The sequence below is a fragment of the Methanosarcina sp. MSH10X1 genome (assembly GCF_004099695.1).
GTDB lineage: Archaea > Halobacteriota > Methanosarcinia > Methanosarcinales > Methanosarcinaceae > Methanosarcina.
Window position 1 is genome coordinate 1 of sequence record NZ_SCHL01000024.1, and the last position, 23,832, is coordinate 23,832.

Annotated in this window: 15 protein-coding genes; 6 read left to right on the forward strand and 9 right to left on the reverse strand. The window is 43.3% G+C overall.

Annotated features, from left to right (window positions below; translation table 11 throughout):
• Positions 1 to 197 precede the first annotated feature (197 nt).
• Entirely contained in the window at positions 198 to 428 is a 231-nt protein-coding gene (locus EQO05_RS13670) for a ferredoxin (protein WP_128507426.1), read from the reverse strand.
• Positions 429 to 882: 454 nt separating this feature from the next.
• Here EQO05_RS13670 and EQO05_RS13675 point away from each other — a divergent pair, with 454 nt between their 5' ends.
• Positions 883 to 3,282 (forward strand): TIGR04279 domain-containing protein, encoded by a 2,400-nt coding sequence (locus EQO05_RS13675; protein ID WP_128507428.1) that lies wholly within the window; start codon positions 883 to 885, stop codon positions 3,280 to 3,282.
• Between the two features lie 170 nt (positions 3,283 to 3,452).
• Complete coding sequence (locus tag EQO05_RS13680; protein ID WP_128507430.1) at positions 3,453 to 4,088, forward strand: SagB/ThcOx family dehydrogenase; 636 nt, start codon at positions 3,453 to 3,455, stop codon at positions 4,086 to 4,088.
• Between the two features lie 68 nt (positions 4,089 to 4,156).
• Here EQO05_RS13680 and EQO05_RS13685 read toward each other — a convergent pair whose 3' ends face one another.
• Positions 4,157 to 4,873 (reverse strand): histidine phosphatase family protein, encoded by a 717-nt coding sequence (locus EQO05_RS13685; protein WP_128507432.1) that lies wholly within the window; start codon positions 4,871 to 4,873, stop codon positions 4,157 to 4,159.
• 116 nt (positions 4,874 to 4,989) lie between these two features.
• Positions 4,990 to 5,634 (reverse strand): HD domain-containing protein, encoded by a 645-nt coding sequence (locus EQO05_RS13690; RefSeq protein ID WP_240664711.1) that lies wholly within the window; start codon positions 5,632 to 5,634, stop codon positions 4,990 to 4,992.
• Between the two features lie 214 nt (positions 5,635 to 5,848).
• On the opposite strand from EQO05_RS13690, the gene EQO05_RS13695 reads away from it, so the two are divergent.
• Positions 5,849 to 7,294 carry a DEAD/DEAH box helicase gene (locus tag EQO05_RS13695; RefSeq protein WP_128507434.1) on the forward strand — a complete coding sequence of 482 codons (1,446 nt, stop codon included), beginning with the start codon at positions 5,849 to 5,851 and terminating at the stop codon, positions 7,292 to 7,294.
• A gap of 40 nt (positions 7,295 to 7,334) precedes the next feature.
• On the forward strand, positions 7,335 to 9,053 hold the full coding sequence (locus EQO05_RS13700; protein ID WP_240664713.1) for a DUF790 family protein: 1,719 nt from the start codon (positions 7,335 to 7,337) through the stop codon (positions 9,051 to 9,053).
• A 141-nt stretch (positions 9,054 to 9,194) separates the two neighbouring features.
• Here the strand turns inward: EQO05_RS13700 and EQO05_RS13705 are convergent, their stop codons facing one another.
• Both EQO05_RS13705 and sugE read right to left on the reverse strand, forming a co-directional pair.
• On the reverse strand, positions 9,195 to 10,004 hold the full coding sequence (locus tag EQO05_RS13705; RefSeq protein WP_240664716.1) for a hypothetical protein: 810 nt from the start codon (positions 10,002 to 10,004) through the stop codon (positions 9,195 to 9,197).
• Positions 10,005 to 10,323: 319 nt separating this feature from the next.
• Complete coding sequence (gene sugE, locus EQO05_RS13710; RefSeq protein ID WP_128507438.1) at positions 10,324 to 10,641, reverse strand: quaternary ammonium compound efflux SMR transporter SugE; 318 nt, start codon at positions 10,639 to 10,641, stop codon at positions 10,324 to 10,326.
• A 392-nt stretch (positions 10,642 to 11,033) separates the two neighbouring features.
• Here sugE and EQO05_RS13715 point away from each other — a divergent pair, with 392 nt between their 5' ends.
• Positions 11,034 to 12,122, forward strand: a complete 1,089-nt coding sequence (locus EQO05_RS13715) for a radical SAM protein (protein WP_128507440.1) — start codon at positions 11,034 to 11,036, stop codon at positions 12,120 to 12,122.
• Between the two features lie 203 nt (positions 12,123 to 12,325).
• The gene (locus tag EQO05_RS13720) at positions 12,326 to 14,104 is read left to right on the forward strand and encodes a hypothetical protein (RefSeq protein ID WP_164888565.1); all 1,779 of its coding nucleotides are present in this window, start codon (positions 12,326 to 12,328) and stop codon (positions 14,102 to 14,104) included.
• 171 nt (positions 14,105 to 14,275) lie between these two features.
• On the opposite strand, the gene EQO05_RS13725 is transcribed toward EQO05_RS13720, so the two are convergent.
• The 4 genes from EQO05_RS13725 to ileS all read right to left on the reverse strand — a co-directional run bounded on the left by EQO05_RS13725 (position 14,276) and on the right by ileS (position 23,810).
• Positions 14,276 to 15,016, reverse strand: coding sequence for a class I SAM-dependent methyltransferase (locus EQO05_RS13725; RefSeq protein ID WP_128507444.1), 741 nt, complete (start codon positions 15,014 to 15,016; stop codon positions 14,276 to 14,278).
• Positions 15,017 to 15,698: 682 nt separating this feature from the next.
• Positions 15,699 to 16,985: an ATP-binding protein gene (locus EQO05_RS13730; RefSeq protein WP_128507446.1), complete on the reverse strand. Its 1,287-nt coding sequence runs from the start codon at positions 16,983 to 16,985 to the stop codon at positions 15,699 to 15,701.
• Between the two features lie 2,942 nt (positions 16,986 to 19,927).
• Positions 19,928 to 20,569, reverse strand: a complete 642-nt coding sequence (locus tag EQO05_RS13740; RefSeq protein WP_128507450.1) for a 6-hydroxymethylpterin diphosphokinase MptE-like protein — start codon at positions 20,567 to 20,569, stop codon at positions 19,928 to 19,930.
• A gap of 64 nt (positions 20,570 to 20,633) precedes the next feature.
• On the reverse strand, positions 20,634 to 23,810 hold the full coding sequence (gene ileS, locus EQO05_RS13745) for an isoleucine--tRNA ligase (RefSeq protein ID WP_128507452.1): 3,177 nt from the start codon (positions 23,808 to 23,810) through the stop codon (positions 20,634 to 20,636).
• Positions 23,811 to 23,832: the final 22 nt, after the last annotated feature.

The window sequence follows — 23,832 nt, forward strand, 5'->3', positions numbered from 1 at the left end:
GAAGAGGCGAGGGTTCACTTCATCCCCGACCTGAAGGACGGGGTATTCGTGACCCTCTGCGCTCCCATAGTAATAAAAAATTTAAAGTCTGTTATAGTGTAAACTTAACCTGATTTCACTTTGATATACCAGCCTTATTTTATAAATTAAAACCAGTTAACAAAAAAAGGAAATGTTGGAATATATAAAAGCTGCTTTTAACCATCATTTCCTATTGCATTAACCGGGCAAAGATCGAGTGACTCTTCACAGAGTTCTTTTTCCTCATCAGTTTCAGGCTGCTTATATACATAGGCATTGGAATCGTCTTCATTCATCTTGAAATTCTCTGGTGCGGTATCCACACATAGATGACAGGCTATACAGCTATAGTCACAGTAATAGGGCCCCGGAACATTTTCAGCAACTTTATCAGTATTATCAGCCATACTTTACCCCCATTGTATTTATTTCACAATAAGAGTAATTACGAGAATTTTTATATATAATTTAACATTAGAAAACGACTTTTCCGGTACTTTAATTTCTTTTTTCGGATACACGGTTCCTTAAATCCACGGCTATTCCGAAAAATAGAACCTTGCTGTCAGCTGTTAAGGTTTATCTTCAAAGGTTGTGGTTTTCTCCTGAGAAAAGAGGAAATTGCATATAAATTGTCGTCTATTCTATTTCATAAAAGCTATCTATTTTAAAAATATATGGAATGGCGAACAATGGCGGATTAAAAAATCGATGCTTTTTAAAGCTCTGAAGAATTTTGAATCCCGATAAATAGCTTCAAGGAATTCGGGATTCCAGATTCGATAATCCGGATGGATAGAATTCAAGGTCAGAGACAGGATGCGATAATAAAATGGAAAAAATGGTTAAGGGGTATATTAATTGAAAAAAGGAACAGTCGGGCAGAATTTTTCATCCTGCCAGAAGTGGATAGTGAACTTGACGGTTTTGATTCTTATTCTTTCACTAATTTCATTATCAGCAGCAGGACATGGAAATAATACTGATACCAATGAAAGTGCGGAAATGAATCCTGGCTCGAAAATAGCAGCAGATAGGGATGCCTATACCGTGGAAAGTACCGGAGAATATCCGGAAACCGAAGGGAATATCGGAAATGGGATAGAGAATCTGGAAAGTCCGGAAAACTATCTGGAAGAAGCAGCAGGCACTCCTGAAGAAGATAGCCAGCAAAATCCCGAAGAGAATCTGGAAACAGGAACAGAGCCGGAAGACAGCATATATAACCCATTAAGTGCCGAAAAAAATCCTAAAATTGAGATAGAGACTGAAGAAAATACTGGCAGTAAGGAGCTTATAAAAACGAGTCCGGAAACGAAAACTGAAATAGAACAGCCTTCTGATAGCCAGAAAATTCCTGGAGAGAGCCAGGAAATAAAAAAAGTAGAAAGCAACAGCCCGGAAACCTGGGAGGGTTCCGATGAGGGTTCGGGAGTTGAAACCGGGGCAAAACCGCATACGGATAATCATGATAGTATTGGAAAGAATCCGGATACAGTAAAAGAAGCGGAGAAAAGTGCGGAGCATCAGGATAGTACTGAAAAAAATCCGGAAGCACAGATAAGGGCAAATGACGATACCAGTAGCCAGAAAAATATTAAAACGAATTCGGATACGGGAATGGACGCTGAAAAGAGTTCTGGAGATCAGGCGAGTGTAAGAGAGAGTCAGGAAACCAAAACCGGAGCAAATAGTGGAAAAGATTCTGAATATGCCAAAGAAAATCCGGAAATTGATACAGCAACGGGAAAGAGTACGGACAATCAGGAACAACCTGAAAAGAAACATGAAATCCTGAAAGTCGAAGACCGTAGTCCGGATAACCCGGAAGATACCCGCACAAATCCGGTACAGAAAGAAGAGGCAAAAGAGGACTCGGAAAGCCTGGAGAACCAGGGAATGAACCCGAAAAGAGAAACCACCTCGTCCAGCGAGAAATATGATTCAGGACGCCCCGGAAAAAATATCGAAATGAAAACCGGATTATGTGAAGGGTCAAAAAACCCGAAAGCCGAAGAAGCGAAAATTGAACCCGGAGTAGAGGGCTGTATCGGGCTAAAAAGCCTCAGAAGCGAAGAATCGGAATCTGGAACTGCGATAAAAGCTTGCAATGGGCAAAGAAAGCCTGAAACTGCGATAAAAGCTTGCAATGGGGAAAGAAAGCTTGAAACCGAAAGCCTGGAATCCCGGATAAAGATAGGAGGAATCAACTGGACATACGTTCCAGAAACTCTAGAGTTAAAACCTGAGATTAAACCTGAACTCTGGTCAAGCTTTCCTTCGGAAAGGTTGTGGACTGAAGGGTTAAAATCCGGAATAAATCCCGAAAAAAATGGCTGGAAAAATCTGAGATTCATACTGGCATATCCCTCTTCCCCCCGGTGGTTTTATACCACAAGTGAGAGCGTGAAAATAAACTATAATGGTTCCGAAGCCCTAAGAGGGCAGAAAGTGGATGTATATCTTGTCAAAACAAACAGCCCCGGGATTTCCGAAGACACTGCTAAAAATGTTACGGATCGCAGCACAATCCGATTTGAAGATATCCTCAACAAAAATACCGAATTTTACGTCCAGGTACCTGCAACTTTGAACCGGGGCGGAGATCTGTCTTCCCTGACTCTCGGCCCTCTCCCTGAAGGCAGCTACTGGGTCGCTGTGACGCTTACAGGAAACAAGATAAAAATACCTGAACCGGAAAAAAAGATCCTTCTGGCAAACTATTTCGAAGTTCTGGAATACGAAATGGACACCGACGCTCCGCATACCCTTGAAGAGGGACATAACTTTGAAGTCAACCTTAGTCTCAGGAATGCCCCTGCCAGGGAAAACGAGACATACTGGGCTGTGCTGATAAAGGAAGAAGCCTGCGGAACAGGTAAGAATACAGATTCCGGCTCCAGTAGCACAAAAACCGCGGCATGGACTTTAGCAAACGGACTCGGGCTTATCAGGGATTTCGGGCTCAACCCGGCAGATCCCGGATCCGAAGCCGGCGAAGAGAAACTTGAAAGTAAATTTCAAGCCCTTGTCGGAGAGGGTAATGGTACGATAAGTATGGGTGAGGAAAACCAGAGTACTCTTTCCATAAAAAGCTGCGGACTCGCTCCCGGAAAATATTTGCTTTTTACAGGCGAATATGAGAGAGACGGGAGTCTCGCAGGCATGGCTCAGGAAGAATTGACAATCTCCCGGCTAGAAAAGAAGACACGCATACCTAATCCTATCCGGGTGATCAAACTCCAGCGGGAGCCTTTCTAAAGGGCAAGGTTCCCTGCTCCCGGAAAAATAAATTCCATTCCGGGATATCAGGGATTTCCGGAATTGTAAGGAATTACTCCCTGCTCCCGAATATAACCTGTAAAGTTACCTTATTTATTTAATAATTTTCTTATAAATAATTATATAATATAAAATAAGGGGAGACGAGTATGGGAATAAATCTTGGAAACCAGAGTCCTGCAGACCTGCCTATGAAAGTCAGGTTACCGGAGCCGGAAGCTTCAGGCAGGAGCCGTATCGAAGAGCTCATTACAAAGCGGAGATCCGTACGAAGATATAAAGATAAAAAGCTTTCTGAATCTGTAATTTCCCGCCTGCTCTGGGCAGCTCAGGGCATAAGTTCGGAGAACGGTTTAAGAACCTCGCCTTCAGCAGGTGCGCTTTACCCGCTAGAAATTCATCTTGTTACCGGAGGAGGCGGCGAGCTTGAACCCGGGGTTTACAGGTACGTTCCTGAAGATCATACCCTTGTCCGGGAAATTCTCGGTGATATGAGGGAGAGGCTGTCAAAAGCTGCCCTCTCCCAGCCCATGATCAGGAACGCTCCTGTTTCGATTGTTATTTCCGCGGTCTATGCGCGGATAACGAGCAGATATGGAAACAGAGGGCTTCGTTATACCCATATGGAGGCAGGGCATGCTGCCCAGAATATATATCTCCTGGGGGTAGAGCTGGGGATAGGAACCTGTGCAATAGGAGCTTTTGAGGATGAAGAAGTAAAAGACGTGCTTAAACTGCCGGCAAATCAGGACCCTCTATATATCCTGCCTCTTGGCTATATGTGAATTTCTTTCAGGCACCAGATCCATAAATGCTCTCAAAAGGGGATTTAAGAAGCGAGTTAAGGAAAGATTCAAAGATTCTTCTTTGATTCAGGGCTCATTTCAGAGTTCTCCCGGATTAGCCTGCCATCAGAGTAACTGTATACCGCAAGCTCGCCTGTGGAGAACCTGACATTTTTGATGTCCTCATCCGAAATCCCTTCTATGTATTTGACCAGAGCTCTCAGACTGCTCTGGTGGGCGCAGACCAGCACTCTTTTCCCTGCTTTTACGGCAGGCAGGATCTTTTTCTCGAAATAGGGTACTGCACGTTCATATACGGCTTTGAGGCTTTCTCCTTCAGGAGGGCCTGGCTCAAAGTTCCACCGCCAGGAAGCTAGCTTCTCTGCTCCGTATTTCTCTTCCATTTTCTGCTTGTTCTTGCCCTGGAGCTTTCCGTAATAGCGCTCGTTTAAAGCAGGCGTAAGATAAATCGGGATAAGCTTTTTGCCGAGCTTTTCAGGATATGAGTACCAGTCCGTTTTCCCCGGATCTTCTCCATCACCTGCTCCCTCATGGACAACAGCCCCTGTCTTTTTCTGCCCGGACAATATAATGAAAAGTGTTTCTTGCGTCCGCGCAAGGTTTGAGGCAAAAGCAAGATCCAGTTCAAGCTTTCCAAGTTCTGCTGCGCACTCAAAAGCCTCCTCAATTCCCCTTCTGCTGAGGGGAATATCTACCCAGCCGGCAAGCCTGTCCTCAGGCTTCAAGCCAGGTTCTCCGTGCCTGACAAGTATGAGTTGACCCATAAATTATGCTCCGTAAAATTATGCTCCATCAAAAAAATATACTCTGCCAGAAAATCTTTTCTATGAGAATTATATCCTGTAGATCAGTTTAAATAGCCAGTAACATTCAGGGTTTATTATTTTTCCGGTGCAGGCCTGAACTCAAGCCTTGTGTCATAAAGAAGGTGCCAGAGGTCACCTTTTTTTGCCATTCTTTCCGTATCAATTGCAGCTTCCTGCCCCTCGATCTCAAACCTGATACTCCGCTTACCGAAAGTGATTTTCCCAAGCCTGCTTTCCATCCTGCTGTAATCAAGGGCATCAGCAAGCCGGACAAGAGCAGCCACTCTGAGGGTAAGCTCCTGAAGCTCTCCTGACATCTTTCCAAACTCTTTTTCTTTAAGCTTCACAAGTTTCTCGCTACCAATCCTCTTTTTATGCAGAAAAGCCGTCCAGGAAACAACGGGCCACAGCCTTTCAGGTACTTCGGAGGGCGGATGCTTTAGCAGAATAAGTCTTCCTGCTTTGTGATGATTTTCAAAATCCGTAGCCGCACCCGTATCATGAACAAGCGCAGCGATCTCCACAAGGTTTCTCATCTCAGGGCACAGCAAATGTATAGAGTTAAGGATATCAAAAAGTTCAAGAGCGTTTCTCGCCACGTTGTCGGCATGGCTGCGTTCAATTCCGTAAATATGGTAAAGGTCCTCCAGAGGCAGAGGCTCGGGAAGCATTCCTTCCCCGGACCTGTCAGCCTTTGAAGATCTGTCATCTGAACTCACATTAACTCCCTATAATTTATCTTTTACTAATATCATAATTGCACTGACTTAAACCTATTTTCTATCCCTTTTGACAAGCCGTTTAATTAAGTCTTTTTGAAAGACTTTAAGCTTAAGAAAGCTGAGTTCGGGGCAGATAAAATCGTTTATACTCGATAGAAATCAGGAATGATAAATCAATTATTATATATAACGTCCAGACTCTTAATAAGCAATGATTAGAATCAGCTTCAAGCAGGGAACACTTCTTATAGAGGGGAATGTGAGGGTTCCTAATGCAGTATGGGATGAAAGGAGCGGGAGTTTCAGGGCTCTTGCCCTGTATTACAGAGATATAATAAATTACCTGAAAAAATCTAAAATTCCTTTTAAAGATGAAGTGCTTGACCTTCTTCCCTGTCCTGACCTGGCAGCAGCATACGAAGCTTCAGGAAAGAAACTTGAGTTAAGGGATTACCAGGCTGAGGCTCTTGTTTCCTGGGGGGAAAACGATAGATGGGGAGTGCTTGTCCTGCCTACAGGAAGCGGAAAAACGCTTGTTGGAATCAGGGCAATTGCAGGATGCAATACCCCTGCCCTTGTGATTGTCCCGACGCTTGACCTGCTTGAACAATGGAAGCGACAGCTTGAAGAGTCTTTTTCCATGGAAATCGGAAAGCTTGGGGGCGGGGAAAAGAAAATTCTTCCTGTAACTGTTTCCACGTATGACTCTGCTTACATTCACGCCGAAACCCTTGGCAACAGGTTTGGCCTTCTTATTTTTGACGAAGTCCACCATCTTCCTGCAGCCGGTTACAGGAGCATCGCCGAGTTTTCCGCAGCACCTTGCAGGCTCGGGCTGACAGCCACCTACGAACGGGAAGATGAATTACACTCGGAGCTGAACAGGCTTGTAGGGGGAAAAGTATATGAAAAACATGTCTCAGAACTTGCAGGCGGCCATCTAGCCCCTTACAGGATCGAACGGATAGCGGCTGCACTCACGGATGAGGAACGGAAAGAATACGACAGGTACTATTCCATCTATATCAATTATCTCAGGAAAACCGGGATGGTAATCCGGGGACCAAGGGATTTTCAAAAGCTTGTAATGAAAAGCGGGAGAGACCCTGAAGCCAGAAAAGCCCTTCTTGCAAGGAACGCGGCAAGAGACCTTGCTTTCAATACGGACTCAAAAATTGAAAAGTTAAAAGAGATCCTGGAAGCACACCGCGAAGACAGGATCTTTATTTTTACGGAACATAACCGGCTTGTCCACCGGATTTCCAGGGAATTTCTTATCCCTGCAATTACCTACAGGACGCCTGCAAAAGAAAGGAGTTCTATCCTCGAGAAATTCAAGAAAGGGAAATACAGGGCTGTAGTCACATCAAAGGTGCTTGACGAGGGCATTGACGTCCCTGAGGCAAATATAGGAATTATAGCCAGCGGGACAGGAAGCAAATTAGCGTACATTCAGCGCCTCGGAAGGATCCTCAGGAAAAAAGAAGGAAAAGAAGCCGTACTCTATGAAATCATAACCGAAGAAACTACCGAAGCCGGAACCGCCAGGCGAAGAAAAGAAGCTATTTCAACCCGAAAAGGAGCTGGAAAAACAGGAAGGGAAAGCCGGATGAAAAAGGAAAAAAGCCCCGGAGGCGGCTCACCTGCTCACATCTGACCTGCTTGTAACCCGCATTTCCGGAGGGAAAATAAAGCCTGTGTACGCAGCTTTTGATCCCGAAAACCTGGAACTTACAGGGCTCCTCATAGAAACCTTCGAGCAACATATCGGAAAAACTTATGGGGAGCTCCTTGCCGAGCTTGAAGGTTATGAGGAAATGAATTACCGTTTTATAAGAGGGCTTTCCCAGCTGCTTGAAAGGCGGACAGTGATTGAAACAGATGCAGCTGTTGACCCCTCTCTTGCAAGAGAAACTATTTTTGAAGCCTGCGGAGGTATGGCGCTTTCTCCTGCCGAGAGAAAAGAGGCTCTGCAAAAAGCCGCAAAAAACCTTTCAATTTCAGTCGGTGAACTTGAAAAGGCACTCTGGGCTGACCTGGAGGAGAATCAGGTGGTAAAAAGTTTTCTTCCCCTTTCTCCCACAGAACTCATCCGGCAGTACAATATTTCCCTGACCCAGACTCTGCTTTTCCGTGCAATCGACCTTGACATCTGGACAAAAGGCGATTTTCAGAAGCTGCTCTGGAAAATCCTCCGCTCAGGGCTTATGTACTCCCTGGAGGATGCTGAAGAGACAAAAGGCGAAAGTTATACCGGAAAAGAAGAGTCCCACGGAATGCCTGAAAGTAAATATGAAGAAAAGTACGAAAAAAAGCCCGAAGAATTAAGTGCTGTCCACCTGCACCTTGACGGGCCTGCCTCTCTTTTCCGGATCTCGGAACGCTATGGGAATTCTTTTGCGAAAACCTTTTCTGTCCTGCTGATGTCAAAAGGCTGGAGGCTCAGGGCAAGCATTCTTCACAAAGGTTACCAGGGAAAGCGCATTCTGGAGTTTACCCTTGACGATTCGGAAGAGGCTTTCAAACTAACGCCTGAAGCAGCCCTGTATCCGGAGATCCTTTCCCCGGAACTTCAAATTAAAGAAGAAAAGGGAGAATATAAGGCAGGGATTGAAGAAATTGATGCCGAAGAAGCGGCTTACGACAGTACGCTTGAACAGATGTTCGGCAGCCTCAGTCTGGGAAGCTGGAAGATAAAACGAGAACCAACGATCCTGAAAGCCGGAAAACATGCTTTTGTCCCGGATTTTTCCCTGCAGAGGAACGGCATAAAAGTATATCTGGAAATTGTGGGCTTCTGGACTCCGGAATACCTTGAAAAGAAAATCCGGAAACTCAAGCAGGTAAAAGAGCCTGTAATCCTCCTGATTGACAGGAAACTCAAATGCTCTGAAAAAGATTTCCCTTCGCAGGAAGTTATCTTCTTTGACAGGAAAATCCCGGCAAACAAAGTCATGCAGATACTCCGGAAATACGAGGAAAAAAAGCTTTCTGAAGACCGGTCAAGGCTGGAGGAAATGGATTTTCCACTTTCAGGCGAACTTATAAGCCTCGAAGAAATCGCAGCCGGAAAAGGAGTCCTGCCCGAGGCGTTAAAGAAAGTGGTTGAAGATCGGCTTGTAAAGGCAGTAGAACCGGAAAAATCCGGAAAATCCGAAGAAGCCGGAGAATTAGAAAAGTATCAGGATTACTTACTCCTTGAAAACTACTTAATTCACAGGCAATTGCTCGAAAGAATTAATCTGGAACTCGGAAAGCCGGGGGCAGTAGAGACCTATGCCGATGCAGTGAAAGTCTTTGAGTCTTTTGGGCTTGATCGCAGCCTCTATTATCCTGTACTTGAACAACTGGGATACAGGGTTATCTGGACAGGATTAAGTGAAGAGAATGCCAGGGTGAGGAAAGCAGGGGATTGAATAAATTTGCAGGGGGATAAGAAATGGTATTCAACTGATAAACTCTAAGAGTTTAACTAAAACTCTAAGAGTTTAACTGAACTTCTTCTAGCGTTCTAGCCTTTTATAAATTTCACTCTTTCAGGCAAATTAAGTTTCAATTTACTCAGCGTATTCCACACTCTTTTTTACAGGCTTGAAGAGCTTCATGAACTCGTGCACGTCCTGAGGAAAATCCGTATTTATGGGAAGCCCGATTGCTTTTGCCTCGGCGGCTGAGAGGGGGGTGCTGTGGATCATTTCACCACTTACCAGTTTTTCGATTACCTCATCGAGCCTGCCTTCCCCATCGGGGTCTGGCTGGATCTTGCCTTCAAGAAGTTCTTTTGCGACATTGCGGGTGAGGTTGAGGGCTTTTCTTGAGATGTCGCTCATAACAAGGGTGGTATCATCGGCTTTTTCTTTTTTTGTTTCTGCGGCATAGATCCAGGAAGGGGCGGGGAACATCCCGCGCATGAAATCTCCGATCTGAGGATCGATAGGCCCGATAACGGCATCTTTATCCATCACGATTTCATTTGCAGCAAGGGCAATAATTGTTCCCCCTGACATCGAATAGTGCGGGATAATAACCTTTGTGGCTTTAGGGTGCCGCCTGAGAGCACGGGCTATCTGAATGCTGGCATGAAGCTGCCCGCCTGGCGTGTGCAGGATGAGCTCAAGCGGGTAATCCCGGTATTGCCTTATCCAGCGCAGGATTTGCTCGGCATCTTCCTCGTCGATGTACTGGTAAGCAGGCAGCCCAAAAACGGAGATTGCTTCCCGCCTGTGGATCATGGTGAGCACCTTGCAGCCGTGTTTTTTTTCCATAGCTTTCAGTTTTGCAATCCGCCGCAGACGGATTTGTTTTAGCTGCGATTGCGGATAGATTATTGCATAGAGAAACAGAAGTATAAACAGGATGGATATCAAATCCCAGAGACTAATTGTCGTACTGTCAACCGTAACCAGAATATTCCCCCGAAAACCTCCCGAGGGTTTTTAAGCTAACTTAAAGGTGAGATTAACCCCCGGGTTTTATCCCAATATAAATAGCCCTGCAGGCTTTTAATTTTTAGCAATCAGCCTGGATGAAAAGACGATTTTATCAGGAAGCTTTGAAAATCAGAGCAAAGAGAAGAAGATATAGAGAAAATAGGTAGTAGAGAAAATAGGTAGTAGAGAAAATAGGTAGTAGAGAAAATAGGATAGATAGGATAGAGAAGAGAACAATAAAAAACTTTACATGGCTTTATTGGGAAATCAGTTTGAGCCCGATTATTCCTGAAAAAATCAGAAGAATACAGAAAACTCTGGCAGGATCTATTGATTCGTTAAAGAGCAGGACACCTAAAATGGTGGTGCCGATAATCCCGATTCCTGTCCAGACTGCATAGCCGGTCCCTATTGGCAGAATCTTCAGAGCCTGGGATAGGAAATAAAAGCTAAGGAACATGCAAATGACAGTAAAAATGCTTGGATAAAGCCGGGTGAAACCCTCAGTATATTTCAGCCCGATTGCCCACGCTGCCTCAAAAAGTCCGGCGATAAAAAGAAAAATCCATTCCATTTTTGTTTCATATCCTGCTATGTGATTTTAGGGTCTGCCGTGAAGATAGTAATAGAATGTGTTAAAAGCCTTTTTCTTCATATAACCTTGCCTGTGAAAACCCTGAAAAACCTGTAAAGTTTCTCAAAAATAAATTAACAATGGCAGGATCAGGGCTCAGAAGCCAGAAAAACATAGATTATAAAGCAGAAATAGAAATAGGAACTTAAAATCGAAACTAAGAATAGAAACTAAAATCAGGAATGAAGAATAGAAACTAAAATCAGGAATGAAGAATAGAAACTAAAAGTCTAAACGAAAGATCTGAATGAAGAACCCGAACTGGAAATAAAAACTAAAGACCAGAAGAAGAATACAATAAGCCTTTAATCCATGCGGGATAATATTTTAATATGGTAGCCCCGAAGTACCTGAAACGTTACTTCAAGGTGCAAAAAGACGAAATGCCTGCCCATTTCAAGATAACCGAAAAAGTTCCGGTTAGTTTTGATCCAGACATGCAGCTTGAGGAACTCAGGAGAATTCATGGGAAAGAAATCGAAGAATATCGAAAACTCAGAGAAAATCTTGAAGTCGAGGCTGCGGAAGCCCTTGCTTATAAGGATACGGCTGATAGGTTAACGCTTTTTACTCAGAGCTTCCTGGAGCTTCCGAAAGCTAATCCCTCCCTTCTTGACCTTAAGGTTGAAATTGTGGATAGGATGCTGGAAAAGTGCCATTGTTGCGGATGGCGCTGCGAGATTAATAGAGAGGCAGGCGAGAAAGGTTTCTGCAGGCTGACAGATCTTTCAAATTATGCCTCTGAGTTCCTGCACATGGGGGAAGAGCCGGAACTTGTGCCCTCTCACACAATCTTTTTTACGGGCTGTACTTTTGCCTGCGTATACTGCCAGAACTGGGATATATCAACCTGCCCTGAAGCCGGAACCCGCATCGAGCCCAGGAAACTTGCAAAGCTGATCGACCTTCGGAGAATGCATGGGGCAAGGAACGTAAACTTCGTGACCCCGACTCCACACGCTCACACTGTGCTGAAAATCATAAGGGAAATTTCAGTAAACACGCCTGTGGTATGGAACTCAAATATGTACCATTCGCAGGAGATTGCAGAAATACTGGAAGGGGTTGTGGATGTCTATCTGGGGGATTTCAAGTACGGGAACGATGTATGTGCCTGGAAATACTCAAAAATAAAAAATTACCTTGAAGTTGTGCAACCCAATTTCGAATTCGCCTACAAAACCGCAGAAGTCCTCCTTCGCCACCTGGTCCTTCCCGGTCACCTTGAATGCTGTACAAAGCCTATTGCGGAATGGGTTGCAAAAAATATCCCGCAAATCCGGTTCAACCTTATGTTCCAGTACAGGCCATGCTATCGGGCTATGGAATATCCGGAACTTGGACGCCACCTGACTCCGGAAGAAGAAGCCAGGGCAATAGAAATTGTAAGAGAAGCAGGAATTGAGGATTTACTGATCTGATTATTAACGCAAAAAGACTTAAAACGGTAGTAATTATTCCTGCAGGCATAAATTATCCCTGAAATCTCAGGGAAAGAAGTATCCCGGGAAAGAACAGGTTCCACTCCAGAATATTATTCTAAAAAGAATAAAAACTAGATATATATTATTGAATTTGCAAATAACTGTATATGGGGAGGGTTAGTGGAGCTTTTAAATTCGTATTGATAATTCTTATTTTTTATCTGCTGGTCCAGGGGAGTTATGCACAAAATGGTGAAGATGCGGATTCAAACAATGCACAACTTAGTGAAGTAAATGCTACGATAGCCGGCACAATAAACGTAACTGGCACAATAAATGGCACAATAACTAGTACGGTAGATACTGAGACCGACAGCGGACCAGATACCATAGAGAATTATGAGTGGCTTCTTTTACTGCCTGTTTTATACGGCAATCTCCTATTTTTAAGCTGGGTTTCCCGGTTTTTCGACAAAATGAACTTTTGCTTCGTGATCTTCATACTGGCAGCACTGTTAGTATTGCTGCTCTTTCTTTTCTGTTCGCAGAATATTCCAATAGGGACAGGTAATTCCTCCAGCCTTCCATTCTGTTTCCAGACTGTTCTCATAGGAGCAAACAATTCTTCTATTCTTTCTTACTTTTTTCTGATCATTTTTGTAATAGCTTCTTCAGTAATTTTCCTGGTCATTATTGCTGTTTTATATAGTATTTTTTTTAAAAGAAGAGAAGATGAAAATAACCTTATAATAGACAAAAATAAAGTAACAGTAGACCAGGATAATGTGATAATAGATAGAAATAGCGTAAAAATAGAAGAAAATAAAGTTAAAATTGGCAGAAACAATTTTTTAATAAATACAAATAGGGTACCAATAGATGAGAATTCCCTGATCGTAACACTTCACGATATCTTAAGAAACTTTATTATAATTTTTACAGGTCTTATGTGGCCTATGATACTTTTTTATCTCTATTTGAGAGACATAAATTATATCACATTTTTTGAGACCGATAGACTGGAGTTTCCTGTTTATATAATAGCAGCAGCGTCTCTTGGCATCCTATCTTATCTGTTTCTAAGTATTGAAGAAACCTTTTGCCAGATTATTCCTGAATATAAAAAAATAAGCATCGCCTGGTCTTTTCTCCGAAGGATTGCGATTGCACCTTTTATAGCGTTAATAGGTTTTTACCTTTTTAACCACCTCCAGAATATAGAAGAGGCAACTGAAGTAAACGATTATTTCGTATTCGTGTTTTCATTTTTTGCCGGGGTATTCACCAAAACTATAGAAGAATGGATTTATGCCTGGGTTCAAAAACTTCTCCCTGGGGACAAAAGGAACGAGTTTGAAGCAAGGACTGAATACCAGATTAAAGAATCCGAATTTGTCAAGAAATTGCGGTTTGACGAAGATCTGGCGTATGCGCTGTACAGTGCAAAAGTAAGATCCATAGAAGAGCTTGCAGCCTGTCATCCTGAGAACCTGAGAAACCGACTAAATTTTGATACCCGCAACCTGGGCGAACATATGGGGCTTCTACTTACGGAACAGAAAGAGAGGTTTGACAGCTACTCCGAAGAACAGGTTAAAATGTATATAGACAAAGCCCGGACCTACATGAGTATTGATAGGTCGGAATTTGTCACAAAGCTCGATATGAGCAGGGACCTGGCATTTAAACTTTATCATTTTGCGAACATAAAGACTCTTGAAGACCTGAAAAACTGTGACCCTCAGGAGGTTCACGAAAAAATATGTGATTGTAAAAAAGATGTGGAAGAATTAGCTAAAAGCGGCAAAGTAGGTACTGAAGAGGCCCATAGAGTGTTGTGTGATTGTTCGGAGGAGAAAATTAAAGACTTTAAGGAAAAAGCAAGGCAGAGATTGGAGTTAGAAAAAAAGGAATCAGAACTGGAAGAGAAGGAGAAAAATTGCCATAATAAAGCAGATGAAGAGTCAAAGGAGGTTTAACAACGTCTTTTTAACCAGATAAGCACGAAATCGACAATATTCTATTTCAGTACAGTCTCCCTAACTCCTTCTCAAAATAGGTTTTTTCAAAATCTATTCTCGGAATCTCACAGTTTAGCCTGTTAAATCCCGGATACCACTGGATGAGAGTAAATCGCAGTTTATCGCCGTTTAAGTCCTGAACATTATTGCATGATACTTGTATTCATAGTACATTGATTGCACATAGCGCATTTCAAAACCGTGCTTATTTGCAATTTTCTGAAGTTTGTAAGGGTTATGGGAAAAGCCGTAAATGTTTTTCGGACGGTTTCTTAAGGTTGCAGATATTGAATTCCGGAAATCGGAGCCAACCCGGTATAAAGCTTTCAGGACTCCCGCTTTCGGTGCAAATACCCCTAATTTCCACAACGGATATAATCGGGGGTCGAGTATGTCAAAAAAAACTATCTTTCCATCAGTACTGAGATGCTTTGATGCATTAGCAATAAAAGCGTCAATCTCTTGATATGTCAGGTACTGAATTACCCCTGCCGCAGTTATCCGGTCAAAGGTGAACTGCAGGTTTTCCCAGAGGGTTTCATGATTGGCAAGGACCAGGTCGATATTATTACATTTTTTTTCGCTTATTCTTTTACTTGCCTCTTCAAGCATTGATGGGGAAAAGTCCGCTCCTACAAGCTGCTCGTACTCCTGGGCATAGTAAGTCAGGAGTTCAGCAGAGCCGCACCCGAAGTCGAGAAGTGTTCCGCCTCCGTCAAGGTGGAATAATTTCTCCCTGGCTTCCATGGCAAGAAACTCCTCAGACGAATACCTGTGCCCCCCATGCTTTTTATCCTTAAAAAAATCTTCCCAGACATTCTTTGGCTTTGAATGCGTTTTTTCCATACTTTTCCTGCTCTCTACTTCCATACCCCATCTCCCTGTATTATTCTTTAAACTATAATTTAGCGAATAATATGTTACCAATTATATTAGTTTGCAATAAAGTAACCAGAAATCCCCTGATCATTTTAATTAAATAACAAAATAGTGCGTTCTGCTTTCTTCCGGAAAGATCTTCAAGCCTTTTTTCTTAAGCCCAGTACACTATTTTTCTTCACCCACCTTTAATACTTCTAATTAATAATATGATATATATTTGATCTATGAAAAAATAACGTCACTGAAAAATTTGTAAGCTGAAAAGTTGTACGTAATGCAGTTAAGCCAGACCAATATTTTCGGAGTTATCCGATCTGTAGCCGTAAAGAAACTATAGCCGGGAAAATTCTTACAAAGTTTATCTTAATGAAGTATAAAAATGCACTAGCTAAAACTGCAAACTCTTACTTTTATCCCGGATTCTTTGAAAAAGAACAGGGCAACAGGCAAAATAAGTTAAATATTCAGAGGAGATAGTATAGCCGGAACTAGTATAGCCGGAAATAGTATAGCCGGAACTAATCAATAGAAAGCCTGAAACTTTTACCGGGAGCTTCTCGATTTATTTAAGCTTCAGATCGGATCCAGCATATAACATTATGATGTTAGATCTTCAGGCCGGATTCTTGCTTTACTTTTTGCATACCTGGCGCAGTACCGGCTGAAAAGATTATTCCAGCATCCATTTCCATACTGATTTAACCAGGATTAATTTCTTTCCGGTTTTGCTTTCAACTCTCAAGGTTTCCTCATCGTCCATTGTCAGGATAAACCCTTCTTCAAGCCCGTATTCATCCAGGGCTTCCGTGAGCCCCAGAATTTCTCTTTCTCTGACTGCCGGGCTTCCGAAACAAATCGAGACCTGGATTGCAGCCGAAACTTTCTGGCTGTTTTTATCCTTAATAACGAAATCACATTCCCTTTTGCCCCGGAAACAAAATACCTGTTTTTCCCTCCTCAGCAGTTCAAGGAACACAAGGTTCTCAAATCTCAGCCCGAGGCTATCCGGGTAACCTGGATATATTGCCTTGAAAAATCCGGTATCCCCTGCGTAGATTTTGCAGGGAGCATCTTCTGCAAGGTCATATTCCTGCAGGCAATTGAGTTTTGGGACCCTGTATAGCAAAAAAATATCTTCAAGAAACGCCAGATAGCTGTTTATGACATCTTCTTTCTCGATCCCGCTTACCTTTTTCAGGTTATCGAGGGAATACTCCGAAGCCATGTTCGAGATCAGGTATGTGGCGAGTTTTCTTAAATTCTCGATATCATATCCGGCTACAGCCCCCTGCTGCAGCCCTTCTTCAAAATAATTCCGGGAAAACCTGATATCACCGTGCTTTATTACATCCGGAAAACCACCGCTTTCAAAATATTGCAGGAACATGCACAGGAGTTCATCGCTTCTGGAAGGGCTTAGAAAACCCGTTTCCGGGATTCTGAAGCCTTTAATTCGCAGGTATTCTTTAAAAGAAAATGGAAATAGCCTTATAACTTTGCCTCGACCTGCAAACCTGGAAGAAAACTCATTTATCAGTTTCGATTTAGACGAGGTTAGATAAACTTCTGCCCCTTGCGTATAAAGCCTGTCAACCCAGTTTTCCCATCCCGGAAGATTATGGATTTCATCAAGAAAGTAAAAAATCCGGCCTGCCTCGTCTTCAGTTTCCTTTTTGAGATTTTCGGCTGCAATCTCTTCAATAGCCTGCAAACCTCCGGGTCCGAGTTTCTGCATCCGGCTATCTTTAAAATCAATGTAAAGCTTTATTCCATTAAGGGAACTGGCAACCTGACCCAGAAAAGAGGTTTTGCCTGCATGAGGCGGACCTGAAATGAGCTTGATTGCACTGCCTTCAAAAGAGCAGCTGGGGGAAATGTCACGGGGGATTAAATCTGGAGAATTTTGAAAAAATGTCTGGTGACTGAATATCAGGGGGAGAAGTTCTAGTTTTTGCATATTACCAGAATAGTTTCCGAAGTAAGACTATATAGTTTTTCTGGCACGAATAAGTATGCTCATGTAATAATAACCCTGGTGCATAATATCAGGGGAACTTAACAAAAAGCCACGAGCGCCCTGAAAGCCAGTGAGCCTGGGATTTCCGTTTACGGAAGGCATTTTCTATAAGCGCCTGCATAACTAAGGTGCTAATTTAATAGGGTTGAAATAAATTCACAAAAACATATAAATATGGGAGTCAATATGCTCCCTTTATAAGTAGAGTCGGGTTAGCTGGCATATCCCAGCCGGCAGATAAGGGTCCAGCCATTTCCGAAGTCTCTGCTAAATCTTATTCCTTTTTAGGCTCATAAACCGTCTTTGTTTTCCCGCAGCGCGTACATACGAAAAACTTTTCTCTTACGTTTGAAGCATAAATATTCAAGCCGCCGCTTCTCTTCCATTTATGCAGCCTTATAAGGCATAGAATGTTTTTCCTTTGAGATTTTCCGGAAACTTTATACGGAGCTCTGTACCCCAAGAATTTTCACCCTTCTGACCTTCTTGAATTAAAAAGGAAATCGGTTCTGAATAAGATAAAACCATTTCTTATCGGATTCCTCCCGGAAGGGCAGCTCAATATAACCGTCCTCTGAATCTTCTTTCGGTTTTTCCTTCAGGAATTCCGACCCGGCTCTGGAGTAGAATGTTTTTTTCCATTTATATAAGCTTTATATGAAATAATTCTTTAGAAATATATATTGATATAAAAAGAATCAGGTTTTACTGAAAAAACTGCTCTGAAGAAGAACAAGAAGCGATTAACAGTTAATAAGAAAATAAAAATAGAGTCATCAATTCAAGAAATCATATGATTGAAACTCTATGCTTCATGCCTTGAAAAGATGACTGCTGCTTTCCTTTACAATTGATGATTCCTGGGTTAAGTAATAGTGATATTACTAACACCAGTCACAGTGACTTTTATTAACACCAGTCACGACGCTTGCATCGCCATTTGTTGCGCCATTTACCGCCCCAGTCATCACAGTTCCAGCGGCCACCCCAGCCGCCGCAGCCGCCACCCCAGCCGCCGCAGCCGCACTTGAAGCGGTCAAAGTCTCTAAATCCACCAAAGAATCCAAACATTAGATTTGCCTCCATAATCCTACTATATTCTTTTCATATATGCTTTTAAATGGCTCAGTGATGGTGATTATTAACACCAGTCACGACGCTTGCATCGCCATTTGTTGCGCCAGTTGCCGCCACAGTCAAAGTCCCAGCGGCCTCCCCAGCCGCCGCCACAGCCGCCACCCCAGCCGCCGCAGCCGCACTTGAAGCGGTCAAAGTCTCTAAATCCACCAAAGAATCCAAACATTAGATTTGCCTCCATAATCCTACTATATTCTTTTATATCCGTTGTATTCTTTTATGTCCATTCTTTTATGTCCATTTTTGAATATCCGGGAAGATGAAATTTCTAGAGTAGGCGTGTATAGCCCTTGAGCCAAGCTTTTGATCAACCCCCCAGATCAGATCCGGACTCACAGGCAATTGTTCTCAGGAAATACCCCAATTTAGTGGTTTTCAATTAAACAGAAACTTGTTTAAATATAATTGCCGGTGAATCTAAATAAACATATAATCCGAAATTATATAATAATACTAGAATAATTTCTCCTTATTATTAATAGACCTTGAAAATCTGGGCAAATCCTCACCTGAAAAAGCAGGATTACATTTATAATTAGTTTACAGTTTCTCTTTTTTTGGATTCCCTGACGGATTCAGGAAATTTTTGCCTGTAACTTACTCTTCGGGTGAAAATAAAGTTGCTTTAATAAAAACAACCTTTATATTTTGCCTGAACTCAATTACGGAATCCAGCAGCTTTCGGTTTAATTAAAAATAGCAGATCACTTCTTCTATTTACAAAGTACATAACTGTAATTTTTTCTTTGCATTGCCAGTCGTGGAGGCTGGTCGCCGTCAAATATGAAAAAGCGTGCATAAAGGTAAAGTGACAGTACAGAAACCCACAGGAAAGCCAGATAATATTCCAGAATTCGTAGGGTAATAAAATCTATAGCCATCAACTCAGGAAAGGTAGATTAATCAGAATAAATCTTCTCTTTTTGAACTGATGGCTATCATTGTTTCATTCATGTTCAAGAGTTCCAGCGTTTAGCGCCAATTCTTAGCAGCAGCCGCCGCCCCAGTGTCGCCAGCGACGCCAGCCCCAGTTACGGCAGCCCCAGCCGCCCCAGCCACAGTCTCCAAACCACATTGTGTTTGCCTCCATGATTTTGCGATATTATCTTATATATTACAATTCTACAGGTGCTGTAGAGGTGGACTTTTTAGACTAGAGGATTGCACTTTCTAATCAAAAGTCCTCAACACCCCCACTATACTTTCACGGCAGCTTTTAGAAATTATTAAAGTTACTTGCTTCCGTTGGCGAGGAGTAATTTTGCCATGAAAGTACAATTAAAAATAGAATTAGAAATTATATAAAAGACCTAGAATAACTGTTTCTTAATATTAATAGTCTTAAGAAAACTGGATAAACCCTCTGTCAATAAAACAAGCACACTTTTTCATTTATTTTTCAATTTCTAATTCTGCTAAAACTCTCAATTAATCAGGAATAATAATCTGTGAATACTCTGAAATTTACAATTTAAGCAAAAAAAATAATTTCAAGAAAAATCGAGGTTTTATTACCGGGCTGAATTTAATTTAAGGCATTAAAAAATACGTATCTGATTGGAAAAGTTATGTAACTCTCTTTATTTTTAAACTTCATAACTTCAGTTTTTTCCGTTCAGAGCAAATTATCAATATAAAGGGCAGCTAATCAACAGGATAAGTTTTTTGATTCAATTTCTGAATAAAAATAAACTCCTTGAACTATTTGAAAAAAAGTATTATCTTTTATTGCATTATTCCGTTTTTTAAAAATCTTCAATTTCTATTAATTTTTTTGCCCATTTTAACTTCTTTTTTTTAATGGTGTTAACTCCCGGATCTTCAAAATCAAACCCAGCAAGCTTTACACTCTTTGCTCCGAACTCCCTTGCTACAAAAACGCATCGGTCTCCGTCGCTAAACCCTCCAAAATTGTACACCCTATCAAAAGGCTTTGCCTGCGTGGTTGCAATAAATCGCTTAAAGCGAAGCGTATATTTTTCGAGTTTATCAATATTGTCTCCGTGCGCATGGATCAGGACTATAGAACCCTTTTCACAGGCAAGGATTTCCTTCTCAATATCGGCTTCGGAATTGCCATCAAGGTCGGTGCAGATAACATCAGGCACAATTCCCATATCCATAAGGACTGCGGCTGCCCCATCGGCTGCAATTAACGTAAAATCCGAAAAATTGATTTCGGAAAGCTCATTCCTGAGTCCGGGAGCATTTCCGCATACCAGGACAGGTTTTCCGGAAATCAGGGTTTTAAGTTCGGACAGGCTGGCAGTATTTTGCTCTGTCAGCCTGCGGGAAAGGAATAGGGCTGCCTCCTCATCACCGGCTCGATCAAATCCGAAATCTTCAAGTATCCGTTCGTAAATCGGTTCCCAGGCAGCAAAATCCATATAAAAGCTCCTTTCCTATTTGTTCCATTCTTTTATGAAATTCTTAGAAACTCCTTTTCAGGGCTTACTTTTTTGCAAGACCCATCCTCATTGCAATGCCTTCGACATCCCAGTCCTTTACAAGGGCTCCGGTAACATCGATATCACTGCCGATGCCAAAGATATCGGCTCTTACCTCTTCCGCGATCAGGTTCCTGAGAGTTTCAACAAGCTTCAGGACTCTTGCGTCTTCGATCCTGACCGAGGCGCAGATGTTTTCGTCCACTACAAGGTCAAGTTCTTTCCGCATATCCTGAAGCCTGCGGATTACTTCCCTTGAATACCCTTCAGCTTCCAGTTCCGGAGTCAGGTTTGCATCCACATAGACAAGCCCGGCATCGGATTCTGCACTTGCGATACCTTCGGGCAGAGTTTCTTTGAAATTTGCCATGCCCGGAGTTATTGTAACCGCTGTTCCGTCCGCAAGGGAGAGTTCAAACTCGCCACCCTCAGAGAAGGCTTTTTTCAGGGCAAAGCCGTCAATCTTCTGCAGGGCAGGGATGATCTTTCCTGCGTCCTTCTTGAAAACAGGACCTATTTTGCCCGGATCGGGGATCACTTCAAGCCCGAGCTCGTCCCAGCTTTCAGCCACAGGCGTCAGGACAATTGCCTTGGAATTGGTCTGGTCCATAAGGACTGAGCGCAATCTCTCTACAGCCTTTGCTGAATCCTCACTTTCAGGGGAAACAATTATTCGGGATACAGGCCACCTGAGTTTTCTTCCTGCTTTCTGCCGGGCATTTGAGGCGGCTTCTACAATAGAACGTACGGTATTCATTGCCGCTTCGAGTTCCGGATCGAGATAGATCTCGTTGACCTCTGGCCAGTCGCACATATGAACCGATCCCAGTGCATTAGGGTCTACGTTTCGGATCAGGTTCTGGTACATCTCTTCAGCCAGATAAGGCATGAAAGGCGAGATCAGTTTTGTAAGGGTGACGTAAACTTCATAAAGCACGCAATAAGCTGCAAGCTTATCAGGGTCGTCAGCTTCGGTCCATGTTCTTGGGCGGATAAGCTGGATATACCAGCGGGAGAGGTCTTCCAGAGTAAACTCCAGAATCTCACGCATAGCTTTATGCAACAGATATCCGCTCATAGCCTCGTCCACGGCTTTGACAACGGATTGAGCTCTCGAAAGAATCCATTTGTCCTCTTCCCTGAGTGCATTTTTTACGGAATCCAGGCTGACTTTGAGCGGGTCAAAATTATCAAGAGCCATATAAGGCAGAGGGAACCTGAAAACGTTCCAGAGAATGTTGATTGAACGGTGGATGGTCTCCACTTCTTCCAGATTGAATTTCAGGTCTTCCCAGGGCGCACTCGAAGAGAGTACATAGGCGCGCAGGGTATCAGCCCCGAACCTGTCAATAATATCGAGTGGGGAAATCACATTTCCAAGGCTCTTGGACATTTTCTTTCCGCCCGCATCAAGCGTAAAGCCGTGCATTAACACACTCTTATACGGAGCCCGTCCAAAGCCCACCATGCTTGCCCCTAGCTGGGAATAAAACCAGCCACGTGTCTGGTCGTGCCCCTCAGTGATAAAGTCGGCAGGCCACCATTCATCAAACTGCTCCCTCGTCTGCGGGAACTTCAGGGTAGCCCAGGAAGCTACAGCCGAATCAAACCAGACATCAAAAACGTCTTCCACGCGCTTCTTTTCTCCGCCACACTCACAGGGAATAGTGAACTTATCCACGTAGGGGCGGTGAAGTTCGATATTTTCGCCTGCTCCTGACTTTTCCAGCAGTTCGGCTTTGGTTCCTATTACTTCAAGCTTTCCGCACTTCTTACACTTCCAGACCGGGATAGGAATTCCCCAGTAGCGCTGCCTGGAGATGCACCAGTCCCGAGCGCCTTCTACCCAGGTTCTGAAGCGGGCTGAACCTGCCCAGTCAGGATGCCAATCTACGGCATCGATTTCCTCAAGCATTTTATCCTTTATCTCGGTAACTTTAAGGAACCACTGTTCGGTTGCCAGATAAATAATAGGCGTTTTGCAGCGCCAGCAGTGCCCGTACCTGTGCGTGATTGTCCCTTCCGCAAGCAGCCTGTTGCGTTCCCTGAGGTCTTCAACTACAATCGGGTTTGCTTCCCTGACGTTCTTGCCAGCGTATTCCCCGGCTTCCTCGGTATAAGAACCATTTGAGCCCACAGGGCAGAGAATAGGAAGTTTGTACTTCATACCAAGGTTAAAGTCGTCCATACCATGCCCTGGGGCAATATGTACACAGCCCGTATTTTCCACGGTTACGAAGTCGGCAAGATAGATCCCATGCTTTATCTCGTTCTGCACAGGTACCAGGTCGTGAACAGGGCTTTCATACTCAAGTTTTGTGAGTTCTTCCCCGAGCATGGTCCCAAGCACTTCGTAGTCAACATACCTGCCCTGCTTAAGGACATTCTTGATCAGGTCTGTGGCTGTAATCAAAATCTCTACAGAACCATCCTGCCGGATTGCCCTGAATTTAGAGTATTCGAAATTCGGGTGCACGGCTACGGCAACGTTTGCAGGGATTGTCCAGGGGGTTGTTGTCCAGATGACTATGAAGGTGTTCTCTTCGCCTTTGATCTTAAATTTCACGTAGATCGACGGGTCAGTCCGCTCGGCATACTCAACTTCGGAATCCGCAATTGCCGTTTCACAGCGCGGGCACCAGTTGACCGAGCGCTTGCCAATGTCCAGAAGATCTTTTTCGTTCGCCTGCTTGAGGGTCCACCAGGCAGCCTCGATATAATCGTCTTTCAAGGTCATGTAGGGGTCTTCCCAGTTCATCCAGACCCCTAGCCTCTGGAACTGCTCGGTCATTGCCTGTTTCTGGGTGATGGCGAATTCCTTGCATTTTTCAATAAAATTCTCTACCCCGAAGCTTTCAATGTCCTTTTTGGATTTGAAGCCGAGCAAGCCTTCGACTTTGACCTCGATTGGCAAGCCGTGCATGTCCCAGCCGGGGCGTTCGAGGATATTACGGTTATTCATGGAGTAATAGCGGAGAATGGAGTCTTTAATTATCTTATTCCAGGCAGTCCCAAGGTGGATATGTCCGGTCGTGTACGGGGGTCCGTCAACAAAAAAAAGCTTTTTTCCGGTCTTGCGGTGCTCGCGAGTTTTTCGATAAGCATCGCTATCTTCCCAGAGCTGCGTTACCTTTTTTTCGATTTGCTCTGCGTTATACTTGGCAGTGATTTCTTTTATCATATAGGGGTCTCCCTGAAGAAAG

Excerpts from the sequence above, each read along its gene's own strand:
- EQO05_RS13670 (WP_128507426.1), bottom strand. The coding sequence starts at position 428 with ATGGCTGATAATACTGATAAAGTTGCTGAAAATGTTCCGGGGCCCTAT.
- EQO05_RS13680 (WP_128507430.1), top strand. The coding sequence starts at position 3,453 with ATGGGAATAAATCTTGGAAACCAGAGTCCTGCAGACCTGCCTATGAAA.
- EQO05_RS13685 (WP_128507432.1), bottom strand. The coding sequence starts at position 4,873 with ATGGGTCAACTCATACTTGTCAGGCACGGAGAACCTGGCTTGAAGCCT.
- EQO05_RS13695 (WP_128507434.1), top strand. The coding sequence starts at position 5,849 with ATGATTAGAATCAGCTTCAAGCAGGGAACACTTCTTATAGAGGGGAAT.
- sugE (WP_128507438.1), bottom strand. The coding sequence starts at position 10,641 with ATGGAATGGATTTTTCTTTTTATCGCCGGACTTTTTGAGGCAGCGTGG.
- EQO05_RS13715 (WP_128507440.1), top strand. The coding sequence starts at position 11,034 with ATGGTAGCCCCGAAGTACCTGAAACGTTACTTCAAGGTGCAAAAAGAC.
- EQO05_RS13725 (WP_128507444.1), bottom strand. The coding sequence starts at position 15,016 with ATGGAAGTAGAGAGCAGGAAAAGTATGGAAAAAACGCATTCAAAGCCA.
- EQO05_RS13730 (WP_128507446.1), bottom strand. The coding sequence starts at position 16,985 with ATGCAAAAACTAGAACTTCTCCCCCTGATATTCAGTCACCAGACATTT.
- EQO05_RS13740 (WP_128507450.1), bottom strand. The coding sequence starts at position 20,569 with ATGGATTTTGCTGCCTGGGAACCGATTTACGAACGGATACTTGAAGAT.
- ileS (WP_128507452.1), bottom strand. The coding sequence starts at position 23,810 with ATGATAAAAGAAATCACTGCCAAGTATAACGCAGAGCAAATCGAAAAA.